The organism is Croceicoccus mobilis, assembly GCF_001661965.1.
In the GTDB taxonomy this organism is placed as follows: domain Bacteria; phylum Pseudomonadota; class Alphaproteobacteria; order Sphingomonadales; family Sphingomonadaceae; genus Croceicoccus; species Croceicoccus mobilis.
The window spans coordinates 186,287-201,967 of the sequence record NZ_LYWZ01000028.1; the positions used below are offsets into that span (position 1 = coordinate 186,287).

The window sequence follows — 15,681 nt, forward strand, 5'->3', positions numbered from 1 at the left end:
CCGGGAGTCGGGCGGACGTTCGCGTTCGCCAACCTGGTCAGGTCCGGAAGGAAGCAGCCACAACGGATTGCTGCGGGTCGCTCGGCTCCTTTTTACCCCTCCATTTCAGCAGCGCTAGCGGGGCATGCACATGGTCAGCCCCGATTACGACGCGATCATTCTGGGCGCAGGCGCGGCCGGCATGATGTGCGCTATGCGCGCCGCCCAGCGTGGCCGCCGCGTGCTGGTGGTCGAACGCAATGACGCGCCGGGTCGCAAGATCCTAATTTCGGGCGGGGGGCGGTGCAATTTTACCAATATCCATACCGCGCCCGATCGCTTCCTCTCTTCCAATCCGCATTTCGTGAAATCGGCCTTGAGCCGCTACACACCGCGCGATTTCCTTGCGCTGGTGGAAGCACATGGCATCGCATGGCACGAAAAGACATTGGGCCAGCTATTCTGCGACGGCTCCGCGCGGCAGATCGTCGACATGCTGGTCGAGGAAGTGACCAGGGCGGGCGGCGAATTCGCGTTTGGGCAAGAGGTGGAGGCCGTCACTCATGACGGCGAAGCGTTCACCGTCCGCACGCAAGCGGGTGAGGTCAGCGCCCCTGCGCTGGTGATCGCCACGGGCGGCCCCTCGATCCCCAAATTGGGTGCGAGCGGCTTCGCCTATGACCTCGCGCGTCAGTTCGGGCTGAAAGTGGTGGAGCCGCGCCCGGCGCTGGTGCCGCTGACGCTGGCGGGTGATGACCTGCTTTTCCGCGAATTATCCGGCGTATCGAGCGAGGTCGTGGCCAGTGCGAAAAAAGCGAAATTTCGCGAGGCCGCGCTGTTTACCCATCGCGGGCTTTCGGGCCCTGCTATCCTGCAGATTTCCAGCCATTGGTATCCCGGCGAAAGCATCGCCATCGACTTCTTCCCCGATCTTCCGGCCGACTGGCTGATCGCGGCAAAGCGTGAACAGCCGCGCCGCCGGTTCGACGATCTGCTGGGCGAAATGCTCCCGGCGCGACTGGCGGGCGTGCTGGCGGAGAAGCTGGAGCTGGACGGCCCGCTTCAGGAACTGGCCGACAAGAAACTGCGCGCGGCGCAAGAGCGGCTTAAACGCTGGCCGTTCACGCCCAATGGCAGCGAGGGTTTCGCCAAGGCCGAAGTGACGGTGGGGGGCATCGCCACCGCCGAACTATCGTCGCAGACGATGGAGGCGAAAAAGCGCCCCGGCCTTTACGCCATTGGCGAGGCGGTGGACGTGACCGGCTGGCTGGGCGGGTATAATTTCCAATGGGCATGGGCATCGGGCCATGCCTGCGGCGAAGCGCTTTAGTCCGCACTCTGGCCTGAAGGCAGGCCCAGTCGCGCAAAATCGCTGCACATGCGCTGCCGCATCGCCGCCGGATAGGCGAGCGCGTTTTCAAGGCTGGCGACCGTCAGATCCGGATAGTGACGCCGCACTTCGTTCAGCGCCGCGCGGGCGGCGCGGTCCTGCCCCATGGCGGCATGGGCGGAGGCGAGATGGCGATAGATCCAGGTCGCGCTCGGCCTTTCGCGCAGGGCGCGGTGATAATGGGCGATGGCGGCTTCGTGATCGTCCGAAAGCTCGCAAGCAGATCCCAGCCCTGCATGGACGTTGAAGTTCATCGGGTCGAAAGGGCTGAGACGCAGGGCCCGCTGCAGCGCCTTGCGCGCCTTGGCCGGGCGACCGCAATAGACTTCCAGCCAGCCGAGGCGTTGAAAGCCGATCGCGCTATTGGGATCGATGGCAAGCGCCCGTTCGATCAGCAACCGCGCCTTTTCCGTGTCGCGGGCGATCGAATGGATCGCGCCCATGATTGTCAGCACCAGCGGATCGTCGCTGGCCTGCGCCGCGCGTTCGGCATGGCTGCGGGCGCTGGCCCATGCTGCCTCGACATCGAAGCTCCAGTTATAGACCGAGCGCTGGGCATGGCACCAACCCGCCAGCGCCAATGCCAGCGGGTAATCGGGATCGGCGACAAGCGCACGTTCCAGCAGGGTCAGCGCCTGTGCGCAGGCATCGCGGTCTAGCTGCCAGACATGCGCCATCGCCTGCATCGTGCAGTCATAGCTGTTGAGATCGCCCGGGCTCTTGCGCAGTGCCTGCGCGATCTCGGCCCGCTGGATCGAGGGCTGGACCTGCCCGACCAATGTTTCGACCACGGCGTCCTGCAGGGCGAAGAAATCGCCGATCGTGCCGGATAGGCTGTCGGACCAGATGACATTGCCGTAGCGGGTCTCGACCAGTTCCACCTGCACGCGCAGATTGGGGCCGATGCGCTGGACGCTGCCCTCGATCAGGAATGAGACGCCAAAGCTGCGCCCTGTCGCCACCGGATCGGGCGTGGCCGCGCCGAAATGCATCCGGTCGCTCGACCCGCGAGAGATGACGAAGCACGATCCCAGCCGGGACAATGCCGCGATCAGGGTTTCCTGCATGCCGTCGGCAAGGAAATCGCTGCCTTCCTCCATCGCGATCACGCGAAACGGCAGCACGGCAAGCGAAGGGCGATCGACCACCGGGCGCGGCAGCGTGGCCGGCGTGGTCACGTGGGCTGCGGCGGGGTTGATCGGGCGCAGGCGATAGCCGGTCTTGGTGATCGACTGGACGGTAAAGGCGCCGTGCCCCTTGCCCAGTTTCCTTAGCCGGACGATGCAGCGATGCACCGCGCTTTCGCCGACGATCCGCCCCGCCCAGCAGCTGGCGATCAGCTCTTCGCGCGACACCACCTCTCCACCTGCCCGGGCAAGCGCGACGAGCACCTGCATGACGCGCGGTTCCAGCCTGTCGCGTCCGTTAACGGACCACACCTCGTGGCTGCGCGGCCTTACCTGCAGATCCGCCAGGGCAAAATCGCCCTCTTCGGCAAGCGAGATGGGTTTGTCTTTCGACACCGGATTGCCCCGTTAAATGATCATCATGAAATGATCATGAAATCATCAGCAACGATCTGTCTTAGCTTCCCTTATAGTCGGATCATCAATGGCGGGCCGAAAATTCAGTCGCAGCTGTATACGCCAAGGGGGAAAGTATCATGCAACGGATTAACAGACAATTTGCCGCAGGATTGGCAGGGATTGCAGCGCTTTGCGCCGCGCCTTCGCTGGCGCAGCAGTTTGGGCCGTGGCAGCCGCCGGTTTCGGCCGAAAGCCTGACCGGCTCGTCGCCCCAGCTCAATACTCCGGCAACAGAAGGGTGCCCGATCCTCGATCCCTATACCAATGACCTGCTTTTTGCCTCTAACCGCGATGGCGGAGCCGGGGGGCTCGACATCTGGCGGGCGCCATGGCTGGGCGATGGCTGGGGGGAGCCGGTCAATGCAGGGGCGCCGGTGGTGAGCAGCGAAAACGATTACTGCCCGACGCCGGTGCGCGGTCGCACGCTATTTTTCGTCAGCCGGCGCGATGAACCCAATGGCGATATCTATGTCGTGAAAATGCGGCCCAATGGCTATGGCGCGCCCGAACGCCTGCCCGAACCGATCAACAGTCCGGCACAGGAATGGAGTCCGTCCTTCTTCATCGCCGAAGATGGCAGCAGGGTGCTGTATTTTTCCAGCACGCGCGATGGCGGGCAGGATATCTTCGCCTCGGTCGACGGGGCGGCCCCGGTCAAGATCGCCGCACTCAACACCGCCGCCGACGATGCGCGCCCGAATGTCAGCCATGACGGACTTGAGATCGTGTTCGATTCCAATCGCGGCGGCGGCGCGCCCGATATCTGGACATCGAGCCGCAGTTCGACATCCGTGCCTTGGTCGACCCCGCAGCCGGTTGCCGCGGTCAATAGCCCGGCCGGGGAAAGCCGCGCTTCGCTAAGCTGGGACGGCACGGCCATGGTCTTCGGCTCCACCCGCGAAGGCGGCGATGGCGGGGCCGACATCTATGTTTCCACGCGTGAGAAGATCACCGGGCCAAAGATCGTCAGACCGAAATAAGGAGGACCGCCTGCCCAGGCGGTCCAGTCCCCCGCCTGCCGGGCGTTTCAACCGTCCTGGCCCGCCAGCCCTAGTCCAGCCGGCGGGCCGGGATTGTTTGTGGGCGCTCTGGCAAAGGGCTTGTGATTTGAGCCGGATTGTCCGATCTCCGCGCCCGATCACAGGGCGACAATACGGGACAGGAAACATGGCAGGCGTCTGGTTCGACGAGATGGAAGTGGGGCAGGTTTTCGACCACCCGATCAGGCGCACGGTGACCGAAACCGACAATGTGCTGTTCACAACGATGACCCATAACCCGGCGCGCCTCCACCTCGACGAGGAATATATGAAGGGCACCGAATATGGGCAGCGGCTGGTCAACAGCTGCCTGACCCTGTCGCTGATGGTCGGCATTTCCGTGAACGAGACGACTTTGGGCACGGGCGTCGCCAATCTCGGCTGGGACGAGGTGCGCTTCCCCAAACCCGTCTTTCATGGCGACACGCTCAGGATCGAGACGGAGGTCGTCGCGCTGCGAGAATCGAAGTCACGACCGGGGCAGGGTATCGTGACGTTCGAACATCGCGCCTATAACCAGCATGACGAACTGGTCGGCAGTTGCAAGCGCAGCGGCCTGCAATTGAAGAAGCCGAAGGACTAGCGGATCAGCATTCGGGGAAGCTGACGGCAAGGCCGCCGCGCGATGTTTCCTTGTACTTGTCATGCATGTCGCAGCCGGTGCGCATCATCGTTTCGATAACCTGATCGAGCGATACGATATGCTGGCCACTGCCACGCAGCGACAGGCTGGCGGCGTTGATCGCTTTGATCGCGCCAAAGGCATTGCGCTCGATACAGGGGATCTGGACAAGACCCGCCACCGGGTCGCACGTCATGCCCAGGTGGTGCTCCATTGCGATCTCGGCCGCATTCTCGACCTGCAGGTTCGTTGCGCCCATCGCGGCCGCCAGCCCCGCTGCGGCCATGGCGCTCGCTGTGCCAACCTCCCCCTGACAGCCGACTTCCGCGCCGGAGATGGAGGCGTTTAGTTTCGTTAGCGTACCGATGGCGCTGGCGGTCAGCAAAAACTCGTAACAGCCCGCCCGGTCCGCGCCGGGCCAGAAATCGCGGTAATAGCGCAGCACCGCCGGCACCACGCCCGCTGCGCCATTGGTAGGGGCGGTGACGACCTTGCCGCCTGCGGCGTTCTCTTCGTTCACGGCGATGGCGAACAGGCTGATATGATCCATGATCGCATGCGGCGCCTGCCGATTGCGATAGCGGTCGGCATCGAGCTTTTGCTTGATCCCGCGCGCGCGGCGCTTGACGTTCAGCCTTCCAGGCAGAACCCCCTCGGCCCGCGTGCCATGTTCGATACAGTCCATCATAACGGCAATGATGCGGTCGAGATAATCGTATAGCTCGGCCTCCGACGTGCGGGCGCGTTCGTTGGCGCACACGATCTCGGCGATGGAGAGGCCATTATCCTCGCACAGGGCAAGCAGGCCGCTGGCGGTGGTGAAGGGGAAGGGGACCTCTTCCTCCTCTTCCAGCACCGGGTCGCCGACCATGCCCTCCTGCGCGATGAACCCGCCCCCGATCGAACACCAGCGCTGGGCCAGCACTTCGCCGCCATCGGCGTCCATGGCGACCAGCCGCATGGTGTTGGGGTGGACCGGCGTTTCGCTTTCGCGGTCGAAGGCGATGTCGGTGTCAGGATCGAAAGCGATGTCGCGGTGCGCGATGCGCAGGCGCTTCGTATCGTGCACCTGCGCGATGATGGTGTCGATTTCTTCCGGCTCGATCCCGTCAGGGCGAAAACCGGCAAGGCCAAGGATGACCGCCCGGTCGGTCGCATGACCGCTGCCCGTCCAGGCCAGCGATCCCATCAGGTCGCAGCGCACGGCGGCGAATTTGCGGCCCTCCAACTCCTGCGCAAAGGCATGGGCGGCCTTCATCGGCCCCACGGTGTGAGATGAGGACGGGCCGATCCCGATACGGAAAAGATCGCGAACGCCAATCATGATTGCAAAGCCCGCGTCCCTTCCCATGCGCAAATGGCGATCAGAAAGTGCAGGGTTTAGCACGGATTATTCGCGCAAGGGACCGCCTTGATCAGGAATTTTAGGCGGAATCTTATTGGATCACGCCGGATTGCATCACAAAAAAGGCCCGCCGCGCAGGATTGCGCGACGGGCCTTTTTGCAAGGCTTGTCCGATCAGGCGGCGATGACTTCCGCCGGGGTCGAGCAGGCGAGGCCAAGCGCTTCGGCAACCGGTGCGCTGGTCAGCTTGCCGCGGTGGGTCGACAGACCCGCGCGCAGACCTGCGTTCTCCATGATCGCGGACAGGCCGCCATCGGCGAGCGCCAGCCCATAGGGCAGGGTGGCGTTGTTGAGAGCATGGCTCGACGTGGTGGGGACGCAGCCGGGCATGTTGGCAACGCAATAGTGGATCACGCCATCGACCTCATAAGTGGGGTCTTCGTGGGTGGTGGCGTGGCTGGTCTCGAAACAGCCGCCCTGATCGATGGCGACATCGACCACGACCGAGCGCGGCTTCATCAGGCCGAGCATGTCCTTGGTGACCAGCTTCGGCGCGTTGGCGCCGGGGATCAGCACCGAACCGATGACGACATCGGCCTGCGCCAGCTCCATCTCAAGCGCTTCGCTGGTGGAGAACAGGTTGCGGGCGCGGCCGGTGAACAGTTCGTCCAGCTGACGCAGGCGGGGAAGCGAGCGGTCGAGGATGGTGACATCCGCGCCAAGGCCGACAGCCATGCGGGCCGCATGCGTGCCGACAACGCCGCCGCCCAGCACGAGGACGCGGGCCGGGGCAACGCCGGGTACGCCGCCCATGAGGAGGCCATTGCCGCCATTGAAGTTGCGGCTGGCAAGCGCAGCGGCTTCGATCGAAAGACGGCCTGCGACTTCGCTCATCGGGGCGAGAAGCGGGAGGCCGACGCCTTCGGTCACGGTTTCATAGGCGATCGAGGTGACGCCGCTTTCAAGCAGGCCCTTGGTCTGCGCCGGATCGGGCGCGAGATGCAGATAGGTGAAGAGCAGCTGGCCTTCGCGAAGCTGGACCCACTCGCTGGGCTGGGGCTCCTTGACCTTGACGATCATCTCGGCCTTTTCGAAGACCTCGGCTGCGGTTGCGGCGATCTGGGCACCGGCAGTGATATAGGCTTCGTCATCGGCGCCGATGCCGATGCCGGCATTGGTTTCGACCAGCACGGAGTGGCCGCGTTCGACATATTCGCGCGCAGCTGCGGGGGTGAGACCGACGCGGGCCTCCTGCTTTTTGATTTCCTTGGGAACGCCGACCAGCATGATGAAAACTCCTCGTCAGTTGATGTTTTCAATATAGCGGCCATGCCATGCAAAGTCTGATCGCTTTGATGCCATGTCATGTGCTATTACAAACATATTGTAAGCAAATTGACGATGGCGTGATCGAAATGACGATAGACAGTTTTGACCGTGCGATTCTCGGTCACCTGATGAATCATGGCAATGCCACCCATGCCGAACTGGGCGAAGCGGCCCATCTGTCCGGCCCGGCGGCAGGCCGCAGGCAGCGGTTGATGGAGGCGCAGGGCTATATCGCGGGCTATGCGCCAAGGCTGGATTTCGAGAAATTCGGGTTTGGCGCGCTGGTCATGGTGCTGATCCAGCTGGAAAAGCAGGCGACGGACACGCTGGAGGCTTTCGAGGCAGCGGTCTGCGCCAGCCCCTCGGTCCTGTCGTGCCACCTGCTTTCAGGTTCCGAGGATTACCTGCTTTCGCTGCGCGCGCGCGACCTTAACGATTTTGAACGCATCCACCGCGACGAATTGTCGAAGCTGCCGGGGGTGACGCGCATGCAGTCGCTGTTCTCTTTGCGCGAAGTGCTGGCGCGCACGGCATCGCCCGCCATGCTGGACGAGCCGGTGAAGAAACCCGCCGCTAGATCGCGGAGCTGAAGCGCCGGGCCGATTGCTTGCGCCACGGATCGAACTGCGCGGCGATAGTGCGCGCATAGGGCAGGCCGTCGGGAGTGATCTGCAGCCTGTCGCCGGTGATGTCGGCAAGACCGCGGCAGCTGAAGGGCGCGATCATCGCCTTGGCCTCGGCCAGCAGCGTGGGCGGGATGACAGCCTCGCCCTTGCACAGCACATCCTCGATCAGCGTGCCGCGGATCTGGTCCTCTGCCGTGCGGCAGATGCCGCGTTCGATCGGCAGGCGGCCTTCGCCGGTCAGCACGCGGTAACGGCCCGCGTTCTTTTCATTCTGGGAAAGCAGGCCCGGAAAGCAGCTTATGGCGGAACTGCCAAGACCGATCAGCACCGGCGCCTGGTCATCGGTAAAACCCTGGAAATTGCGGCGCAGCGTGCCCGACAATGCCGCCCGGGCCAGCGGATCGCGCCCCGGCATGGCGAAATGGTCGAAGCCGACCGGCGCATAGCCGTGAGTACAGAAATAGCTGAATGCCAGCTGCGCCATGGCAAAGCGTTCGCGCGGGCCGGGCAGGGCGGCGGCGTCAATGACGCTCTGGCGCTTTACGATATGGGGCACATGGGCATAGCCGAAGACGGCGACGCGGTCCGCGCCCAGCACGCGGGTGCGGTGCATGGAATCGATCAGGTCGTCGGTATTCTGGCCCGGCAGGCCATACATCAGGTCGAAGTTGAGGGATTCCACGCCCGCATCGCGCAGCCAGTCGACGGTGCGCACGATCAGGTCTTCGCTCTGCACCCTGCCGATGGCTTCCTGGCAATGGGTGGCGAATGTCTGCACGCCAAGGCTGGCACGCTCAAACCCGATGGCGGAGATCACGCCCGCCCATGCATCGGTCATCGTGCGGGGGTCGAGTTCGATGGAGAGTATCGGATCGGCGAGGTGGAAATGGACCGTCAGATGATCCATCAGCCGGACGAAATCGATGGGGTCGATGGCATTGGGGCTGCCCCCGCCAAACGACACCCGGCGCACCCGCGCGGTTTTCGGGAGCAGGGAGGCGACCGTCTCGATCTCATGGTGCAGCGCGACCATGTATGCGTCCATCCGCTGGCGCTTGCCCGCGGCGGCGGTGTTGCAGCCGCAGTAATGGCAGATCTTCTCACAAAACGGGATATGGACGTATAGCGAGATGTCGCCATCTGCGCTTTCTATCGCCGCGATCGTTTGCTCAGGCGCGAGTTCGCCGAACTCGGCCGCCGTGGGGTAGCTGGTGTAACGCGGGACAGGCACCGCGAGCAGGTCGGGATGATAAGGCCACATGGATAGCCTTATTCCAGCGGCTCCGATTCGGGTCCTTGCGCTGGATCAAAACGCTTGCGGCAGCTGGTGCCATGGCAGCCCTGCGGGTGGCAGGGGGCGTTGTCGCCGCCTTCGTCGTCGTCGCCCAGCGGGATTTCGATCGAGCCGCCATTGCACAGCGCAACGATGATGGACGGCCCGCCTTTCGCCGAGGCCGGGAGCGGGCCCGTGAGCGCTGGAAAGAGCGCCAGCAATGCGAACAGGCGGGGGTTCACCGTGGCGTTTCCTCTTCGTCATCCTCTTCATCGATAAGGATGCGATTGGCCGCGCCGTCGAGATCCTCGAACTGCCCGTTGCGCATGGCCCAGAAGAAGGTGAGGAGGCCGATCGCGCCCATGAAAAGCGCGATGGGGATGAGGAAGGTAAGACCGCTCATTTCGCGCCATCCTTTCCGGCAGCGCCCGCCAGCCGCAACGAATTGCCGACCACGACCAGCGAGGACAGCGACATCGCGATGGCCGCGAGCAAGGGCGTGACCATGCCTGCCAGCGCCAGCGGAATGGCGCAGACATTATAGGCGATGGCAAAGCCAAAATTCTGGCGGACGACAGCCATGGTGCGGCGCGCGACGCGCACGGCCAGCGCGACCGGCATCAGCCTGTCACCGATGAACACGGCGTCGGCGGCCTGCTGGCTGGCGTCGCTGGCGGTGCCCGGCGCGATGCTGGCGTGGGCGGCGGCAAGGGCGGGCCCATCGTTAAGGCCATCGCCCACCATCAGCGGGCGGCGCCCAGCCTCTGCCAGTTCGCGCAGGCGTGCCAGCTTGTCCGCCGGGCTCTGCGCGCCAAGTCCATCAAGCCCCAAATCCCTCGCCGTGGCGGCGACCACGTCCTTGCGGTCGCCCGACAGGATCGTCGAGGCAATGCCGAAACCTGCAAGGGCGTTCAGCGCGGGTCGCACATCCGGGCGCAGCGGATCGTGGAAGCGGATAATCTTGCGCTCATCCCCGATGCGCAGCGCGCTTGCCATGACCGCGCCTGCATGCTCCGCCCGTTCGATGGCGACCGGCGTTCCGGCATGCAGGGCGCTGATGCCATGACCGCTCCATTCACTGATGTCGCTGAGCGGTGCAGGTGCGATCCCCTCGGCAGTCAGCGCGGCGACAAGGCCCTTGCTCAGCGGGTGGCGGCTGGTCTGGGCGAGCGCGAGGGTGATCGATTTCTGGATTGGCGACAGGCCCGAAAGATCGGGGCGAGGTTCGCCCAGGGTCAGTGTGCCCGTCTTGTCGAGCAATGCGACATCGACCTCGGCAAGGCGCTCCAAGGCACTGCCGTCCTTGACCAGCAGGCCGTGCCGGATCAGCGCATTGCTGGCCACGACCTGCGCGGCAGGCACGGCAAGGCCCATGGCGCACGGGCAGGTGATGATCAGCACCGCGATCGCGATGACGAGCGACTGGTACCAGCCCGCGCCCGCGATCATCCATCCGGCAAAGGCCAGCGCGGCAAGCGAATGCACGGCAGGGGCATATAGCCGCGCAGCCCGGTCGGCGATGCGCACATAGCGGGAGCGGGACTGACCCGCCTCGTCCATCAGTCGCGCGATTTCGGCGATCGCGGTGTCGCCGCCCACTGCGGTTACGCGGACGTGGACTGGCGCCATCAGGTTGATCGCGCCGGCATGCACCTTGCCGCCCGTCGTGACGGTTTCGGGGGTGCTTTCGCCGGTCAGCATGGAATTGTCGAGCGCGGCTTCGGCCTCGCCCTCGACCACGCCATCGGCGGCGAGGGCCTCGCCTGCGGCGACCAGCATCAGCATGCCGGGCTCCAGCTTGTCCGCGCTGACGCGGCGGGTGGAGCCATCGGGCTGGATCACGCTGGCGCTGCGGCCCATGCGGCCCAGCAATGCGCCGATCCCGGCGCGCGTCTTTTCGCGCATGGTGGCATCCAATGCGCGGCCTGCCAGCAGGAAGAACAGCAGCATGACCGCGCCGTCAAAAAACGCATGTTCCCCGCCGGTGAAGGTTTCATACAGGCTGAGACCTGTCGCCAGCAGCACGCCGATGGAGATCGGCACATCCATGTTGGTGCGGCGATAGCGCAGCGCCATCAGCGCCGAGGAGAAGAAGGGGCGGCCCGAATATGCCACCACCGGCAGTGCGATCAGCGCGCTGATCCAGTGGAACATGTCGCGCGTGATGCCATCCGCGCCCGCCCAGACGCTGACGGAGAATAGCATGATGTTCATCATGCCAAAGCCCGCCACGGCGAGCGCGCGCAGCAGCTGCTTCGTGTCGCCCTTGTCCTGCGCCAGCGGATTGTCGGCCACCGCCTGCGCTTCGAACCCCAGATGGCGCAGCGCATCGACGAGGTCGTCGTCATCCAGCCTGTCGTCATGGCGCACCGCGACCCGCTTGGCCGAGAAATTGACACGGGCCGCCGACACGCCCTCGATCTCGCCCAGCCCGCGTTCGATCTTTGCGATGCAGCCGGCGCAGCGCATGCCCGGCACCGTCAGCCGCGTATCGCTAAGCGTGCCATGCTCCATGGTGGCAGGATCGGGGAAGGGGGCGGTGGGGGCGGTCACGCGATCTCACTCTCGCTATGCCAGCTTTCGCCATTTGCCGTGATCGTCAGCCGGACGATCCAGCGGCCAGCCGGCAGCGCGGCGTGGGAGAGGTAGCGGTCCGCGTCCCTGCTCGTCAGCGCCAGCACTTCGGCATCGGCATCGCCCAGAGGGCGGCGGATCTGCGCGCTGATTTCCGCGCCCGTGGGAACGCCGCTGGTGGCGACAGCGAGGCGTCCCTCCTCATCGCGGCGGACCTCGGCGCTCCAGCCCAGCCTCTCCTGCGCCTTCGCCTCTGCCAGCCAGCCATTGTATTTCTGGCTGGCGATATAGCCGTTTTCGACCACGACACCGTGAAAGCCGGAGGTGGCGACGAAGGCCATGGTGAAATTAACCGCGACGACGACGCCGAAACCCAGCACCAGCACGGCGGCCATGTGTTTTCCGGTAAAGGGGCGCTGGCCAGTAAAGGGGCGCTGGGGTTTCAATGACTTTGCCATGATCAATACTCCGGCGCCGAGAGGCGCGTTTCCTCGGTGTCGCTTTCGCCTTCCTCACCGGGCGCGGTGACGGAAAAAGCGAAGTCTTGCGGTTTTGTGCCCTCGGGTACCTGCACATAGGCGCGCATGGTCAGCGTCTGGTCGGCAGGCACGCTGACGGTCTGGCTGGTGGCAGCCTCGTCGCGGTTGATGGTGTCGGTCCAGAAACTTGCCTGCGGCAGCCCCTCGATCGCGACGACCATGTCGCGCGGGCGGCCCTGCATGTTCCTCAGCTTTAGCGTATAAGCGTTACGGATCGACCCGTCCGACAGCATCATGAAGGGCGGGTTGCGATCGGGAGCGACCGTCATGCCCACGTGGGCGCGGGTTCCCAATGCGAACAGCAAGGCCAGCCCGATGCCCGCCCAGATCGTGAAATAGATCACAGTACGCGGGTGGAGCAGCGTCTTCCAGACCGGGCGCGGGGTCTCGCCCGCGGCTTCGCGGCGGCAATCTTCCAGCGTGGCGTAATCGATCAGGCCGCGCGGGCGGCCGACCTCGGCCATGACCTTGTCGCAGGCGTCGATGCACAAGGCGCAGGTGATGCAGCCGATTTGCGGCCCTTCGCGGATGTCGATGCCGGTGGGGCAGACCGCGACGCATTGGTTGCAATCGATGCAGTCGCCATATTCACCGGGGTTCTTCTGCGCCTTTTTCACGCTGCCGCGCTTTTCGCCGCGCCAATCCTTATAAGTGACGATCAGCGATTTTTCATCCAGCATCGCGGTCTGGATACGCGGCCAGGGGCACATGTAGATGCACACCTGTTCGCGCATGAACCCGCCCAGCGCAAAGGTGGTAAAGGTCAGCACCGCGACCGTGCCATAGGCGACGAAAGCGGCGTTCCCGGCGAAGAAATCGCGGAAAAGCGTGGGCGCATCGGCGAAATAGAGGATCCACGCGCCGCCCGTCAGGAAGCTGATGGCGAGGTAGATCGACCATTTGAAGCCGCGCTTGAAAATCTTCTTCGGTCCCCATGGCGCGGCATCCATGCGCATGCGGGCATTGCGGTCGCCATCGACCATCCGGTCGATGTGCTGGAACAAATCGGTCCAAACCGTCTGCGGGCAGGTATAGCCGCACCATGCGCGGCCCACCGCGCTGGTGACGACGAACAGGCCGATCCCTGCCATGATGAGCAGGCCCGCGACGAAATAGAATTCATGCGGCCAGATCTCGATCGAGAACATGTAGAAGCGGCGACCCGCGAGATCGACCAGCACCGCCTGATCGGGCGCATAGGGGCCGCGGTCCCAGCGGATCCACGGGGTCACGTAATAGATGCCAAGCGTGACGAGCATCACCAGCCATTTGAACCGGCGAAAAGGCCCGTCGATCCGCTTGTTGTGGACCGCCTTGCGCTTTTCATAAAGCTGCTGGGGCAGTTCCTGGCGCGCAGGTTCCCTGGGAGCGTGACGTTCGGTCGCCGCCTTGGGCGAGGCCTCGCTTGAAGAGAGGGCCTCGCCTTTGGGGTCGTCCAGCGTCTTCATGTCCTCATTCTGGGACATCGGTCTCCTCCACCTGCGCGTCGACAGGGGTATCGGTTTCTGGCTGCGCGATCAGTTCCTCGCCCCCGCCCAGCGAATGGACATAGGCGGTGAGCATCTTGATCGTACCTTCGTCGAGGCGATCGCTCCAGCCGGGCATCACGCCCATGCGGGGCTGCTGGATCTGGCGGGCGATTTCTTCGCGCGAAGAGCCGTAGATCCAGATCGCGTCCGACAGGTTGGGCGCGCCGAAATTGCGGTCGCCTTGCCCGGCAGGGCCGTGGCAGCTGGCGCAATTGTCGGCATAGATCTGCGCTCCGACTGGGTTCGCCTTGCCCTTTCCGCTGAACGACAGGACCTGGCTGACAAGGCCGTCCATCTGCGCATCGTCGAACATGCCGGCAAAGGCGGGCATGGCGCTGAAACGGGTTTCGTCGTCGCCGGGATAGCGGATGCCATGTTCCAGCGTGGTGTGGATCGCGGTCATGTCGCCGCCCCACAGCCAGTCATCGTCGTTGAGGTTGGGATAGCCCTTGGCCCCGCCGGCGGCGCTGCCCGCCGCGCCCGAACCGTGGCACTGCACGCAGTTCACAAGGAATGCGGCGCGGCCCCCCGCGACGGCGCGAGCCATGAGGTCGGGATCGCCGGCCAGCTTCTCGACCGGCGTGATGGCGAGCTGGGCGCGGAATTCGCTGCGGCCCTCGTCGGCCTCCGCCATGTCCTTGGCCAGTTCGCCGCGGCTGGACCAGCCCAGAACGCCGCTGGTCGCGGTGTGGATCATCGGCCATGCCGGAAAGGCGATGACGTAGCCGATCGCAAAGACGATCGAGGCATAGAAGGTCCACAGCCACCAGCGCGGCAGCGGCGTGTCCAGTTCCTCGATGCCGTCCCATTCGTGGCCAACGGTCTCGGTGCCGGTTGGCTGGTCGACGCGCTTATTCGCCACCTTCGTTCTCCTCGAAGATAGAATGGGCCGCTGCCCGGTTGTGGTGCTTGGAGCCGGGCCGGAAGGGCCAGGCGCAAAGGGTGAGGAAGACGCCGACCATGATGATCAGCCCGATGCCATCGGCGAAATGGCGCATGGTGTCATAGGTGCTCATTCGCCTGCCTCCTGCGGTTGGGCGGGGGCTGGGGCCGCATCGGCATCGACGATTTCGGCGGGATCGAGCGCCAGTTCCTCGACCGGGGCCGCGGCCTCGAAATCGACCAGCGTGCCCAGCATCTGGAGATAGGCGACCAGCGCGTCCATCTCGGTCAGGCGCTTCGGATCGCCGTCATAATCGCGGATCTGCGCCTTGGGGTAACGCTCCATCAGGTCGCCCGCGTCGAGATCGGGGTTGGCCTGCGCCTTCATGTCGGCTTCGGCCTGCTCGATGTCGGTGTCGCTATAGGGCACGCCGACACGCGACAGGGCGGTGAGATTGCCCGCGATATCGGGAACGTTGAGGTCGCTCTCTTTCAGGAAGCCGTATTGCGGCATCACGCTTTGCGGCACCACGCTCTGCGGATCGGTAAGGTGCTGGACGTGCCATTCATCCGAATAGCGGCCGCCGACGCGGGCAAGATCGGGGCCCGTCCGCTTCGACCCCCACTGGAACGGGTGGTCGTACACCGATTCCGCGGCAAGGCTGTAATGCCCATACCGCTCGACCTCGTCCCGGAAGGGGCGGATCATCTGGCTGTGGCAGACATAGCAACCCTCACGGATATAGATGTCGCGGCCAGCCAGTTCGAGCGGGGTGTAGGGGCGCATGCCCTCCACTTCCTCGATCGTGTTGTCGAGCCAGAACAGCGGCGCGATCTCCACGATGCCGCCGATGGCGACAGTGATGAAGGTGCCGATGCCCAGCAGGGTGACGTTGCGTTCAAGCTTCTTGTGCTTTTGCAGGAAGCCCTTGGCGGGTGCGTTTTCAGCAGTTGTGCTCATGGCTCG

General features: G+C 64.5%; 16 protein-coding genes and 1 other RNA gene. 5 read left to right on the forward strand and 12 right to left on the reverse strand.

Annotated features, from left to right (window positions below; all coding sequences use genetic code 11):
* Both ffs and A9D13_RS18680 read left to right on the forward strand, forming a co-directional pair.
* An RNA gene (gene ffs, locus A9D13_RS18675) (signal recognition particle sRNA small type) lies at positions 1–95 on the forward strand.
* Between the two features lie 35 nt (positions 96–130).
* Positions 131–1,309, forward strand: coding sequence for a BaiN/RdsA family NAD(P)/FAD-dependent oxidoreductase (locus A9D13_RS18680; protein ID WP_066777616.1), 1,179 nt, complete (start codon positions 131–133; stop codon positions 1,307–1,309).
* Here A9D13_RS18680 and A9D13_RS18685 read toward each other — a convergent pair.
* Entirely contained in the window at positions 1,306–2,892 is a 1,587-nt protein-coding gene (locus A9D13_RS18685) for a tetratricopeptide repeat protein (protein WP_066777283.1), read from the reverse strand. The two genes, A9D13_RS18680 and A9D13_RS18685, sit on opposite strands and share 4 nt — an antisense overlap.
* 140 nt (positions 2,893–3,032) lie before the next feature.
* Between A9D13_RS18685 and A9D13_RS18690 the strand changes: the two genes are divergently transcribed.
* Positions 3,033–3,935 carry a TolB family protein gene (locus tag A9D13_RS18690; RefSeq protein WP_156522181.1) on the forward strand — a complete coding sequence of 301 codons (903 nt, stop codon included), beginning with the start codon at positions 3,033–3,035 and terminating at the stop codon, positions 3,933–3,935.
* A gap of 187 nt (positions 3,936–4,122) precedes the next feature.
* The gene (locus A9D13_RS18695; RefSeq protein ID WP_066777289.1) at positions 4,123–4,578 is read left to right on the forward strand and encodes a MaoC family dehydratase; all 456 of its coding nucleotides are present in this window, start codon (positions 4,123–4,125) and stop codon (positions 4,576–4,578) included.
* Positions 4,579–4,582: 4 nt separating this feature from the next.
* Here A9D13_RS18695 and A9D13_RS18700 read toward each other — a convergent pair whose 3' ends face one another.
* Positions 4,583–5,941, reverse strand: coding sequence for an L-serine ammonia-lyase (locus A9D13_RS18700; protein ID WP_066777619.1), 1,359 nt, complete (start codon positions 5,939–5,941; stop codon positions 4,583–4,585).
* A 195-nt stretch (positions 5,942–6,136) separates the two neighbouring features.
* Positions 6,137–7,249: an alanine dehydrogenase gene (ald, locus tag A9D13_RS18705; protein ID WP_066777292.1), complete on the reverse strand. Its 1,113-nt coding sequence runs from the start codon at positions 7,247–7,249 to the stop codon at positions 6,137–6,139.
* A gap of 128 nt (positions 7,250–7,377) precedes the next feature.
* On the opposite strand from ald, the gene A9D13_RS18710 reads away from it, so the two are divergent.
* Positions 7,378–7,881: an Lrp/AsnC family transcriptional regulator gene (locus A9D13_RS18710; RefSeq protein ID WP_066777622.1), complete on the forward strand. Its 504-nt coding sequence runs from the start codon at positions 7,378–7,380 to the stop codon at positions 7,879–7,881.
* On the opposite strand, the gene hemN is transcribed toward A9D13_RS18710, so the two are convergent.
* The 9 genes from hemN to ccoO are packed head-to-tail and all read right to left on the reverse strand — an operon-like array spanning position 7,865 to position 15,675.
* Positions 7,865–9,178, reverse strand: a complete 1,314-nt coding sequence (gene hemN / locus A9D13_RS18715; protein WP_066777299.1) for an oxygen-independent coproporphyrinogen III oxidase — start codon at positions 9,176–9,178, stop codon at positions 7,865–7,867. The genes A9D13_RS18710 and hemN overlap by 17 nt on opposite strands.
* An 8-nt stretch (positions 9,179–9,186) precedes the next feature.
* Positions 9,187–9,432, reverse strand: coding sequence for a hypothetical protein (locus A9D13_RS18720; RefSeq protein ID WP_066777302.1), 246 nt, complete (start codon positions 9,430–9,432; stop codon positions 9,187–9,189).
* A complete protein-coding gene (gene ccoS / locus A9D13_RS18725) occupies positions 9,429–9,593 on the reverse strand; it encodes a cbb3-type cytochrome oxidase assembly protein CcoS (protein WP_066777304.1) in 165 nt (54 codons plus the stop codon). Before ccoS ends, A9D13_RS18720 begins: the two co-directional genes overlap by 4 nt.
* A complete protein-coding gene (locus A9D13_RS18730) occupies positions 9,590–11,704 on the reverse strand; it encodes a heavy metal translocating P-type ATPase (RefSeq protein WP_066777625.1) in 2,115 nt (704 codons plus the stop codon). The genes ccoS and A9D13_RS18730 overlap by 4 nt, the downstream gene beginning before the upstream one ends.
* Positions 11,705–11,739: 35 nt before the next feature.
* Positions 11,740–12,222, reverse strand: coding sequence for a FixH family protein (locus tag A9D13_RS18735; protein ID WP_066777307.1), 483 nt, complete (start codon positions 12,220–12,222; stop codon positions 11,740–11,742).
* Between the two features lie 2 nt (positions 12,223–12,224).
* Entirely contained in the window at positions 12,225–13,769 is a 1,545-nt protein-coding gene (gene ccoG, locus A9D13_RS18740; RefSeq protein WP_229665458.1) for a cytochrome c oxidase accessory protein CcoG, read from the reverse strand.
* Entirely contained in the window at positions 13,756–14,694 is a 939-nt protein-coding gene (gene ccoP, locus A9D13_RS18745) for a cytochrome-c oxidase, cbb3-type subunit III (protein ID WP_066777310.1), read from the reverse strand. Before ccoP ends, ccoG begins: the two co-directional genes overlap by 14 nt.
* Complete coding sequence (locus A9D13_RS18750; protein ID WP_066777313.1) at positions 14,684–14,848, reverse strand: cbb3-type cytochrome oxidase subunit 3; 165 nt, start codon at positions 14,846–14,848, stop codon at positions 14,684–14,686. The genes ccoP and A9D13_RS18750 overlap by 11 nt, the downstream gene beginning before the upstream one ends.
* Entirely contained in the window at positions 14,845–15,675 is an 831-nt protein-coding gene (ccoO, locus tag A9D13_RS18755; RefSeq protein WP_082922563.1) for a cytochrome-c oxidase, cbb3-type subunit II, read from the reverse strand. The genes A9D13_RS18750 and ccoO overlap by 4 nt, the downstream gene beginning before the upstream one ends.
* Positions 15,676–15,681: the final 6 nt, after the last annotated feature.

Excerpts from the sequence above, each read along its gene's own strand:
- A9D13_RS18700 (WP_066777619.1), bottom strand. The coding sequence starts at position 5,941 with ATGATTGGCGTTCGCGATCTTTTCCGTATCGGGATCGGCCCGTCCTCA.
- A9D13_RS18735 (WP_066777307.1), bottom strand. The coding sequence starts at position 12,222 with ATGGCAAAGTCATTGAAACCCCAGCGCCCCTTTACTGGCCAGCGCCCC.
- hemN (WP_066777299.1), bottom strand. The coding sequence starts at position 9,178 with ATGTGGCCTTATCATCCCGACCTGCTCGCGGTGCCTGTCCCGCGTTAC.
- A9D13_RS18710 (WP_066777622.1), top strand. The coding sequence starts at position 7,378 with ATGACGATAGACAGTTTTGACCGTGCGATTCTCGGTCACCTGATGAAT.
- A9D13_RS18680 (WP_066777616.1), top strand. The coding sequence starts at position 131 with ATGGTCAGCCCCGATTACGACGCGATCATTCTGGGCGCAGGCGCGGCC.
- ccoO (WP_082922563.1), bottom strand. The coding sequence starts at position 15,675 with ATGAGCACAACTGCTGAAAACGCACCCGCCAAGGGCTTCCTGCAAAAG.
- A9D13_RS18750 (WP_066777313.1), bottom strand. The coding sequence starts at position 14,848 with ATGAGCACCTATGACACCATGCGCCATTTCGCCGATGGCATCGGGCTG.
- ald (WP_066777292.1), bottom strand. The coding sequence starts at position 7,249 with ATGCTGGTCGGCGTTCCCAAGGAAATCAAAAAGCAGGAGGCCCGCGTC.
- A9D13_RS18730 (WP_066777625.1), bottom strand. The coding sequence starts at position 11,704 with ATGGAGCATGGCACGCTTAGCGATACGCGGCTGACGGTGCCGGGCATG.
- A9D13_RS18695 (WP_066777289.1), top strand. The coding sequence starts at position 4,123 with ATGGCAGGCGTCTGGTTCGACGAGATGGAAGTGGGGCAGGTTTTCGAC.
- A9D13_RS18690 (WP_156522181.1), top strand. The coding sequence starts at position 3,033 with ATGCAACGGATTAACAGACAATTTGCCGCAGGATTGGCAGGGATTGCA.
- ccoG (WP_229665458.1), bottom strand. The coding sequence starts at position 13,769 with ATGTCCCAGAATGAGGACATGAAGACGCTGGACGACCCCAAAGGCGAG.
- ccoS (WP_066777304.1), bottom strand. The coding sequence starts at position 9,593 with ATGAGCGGTCTTACCTTCCTCATCCCCATCGCGCTTTTCATGGGCGCG.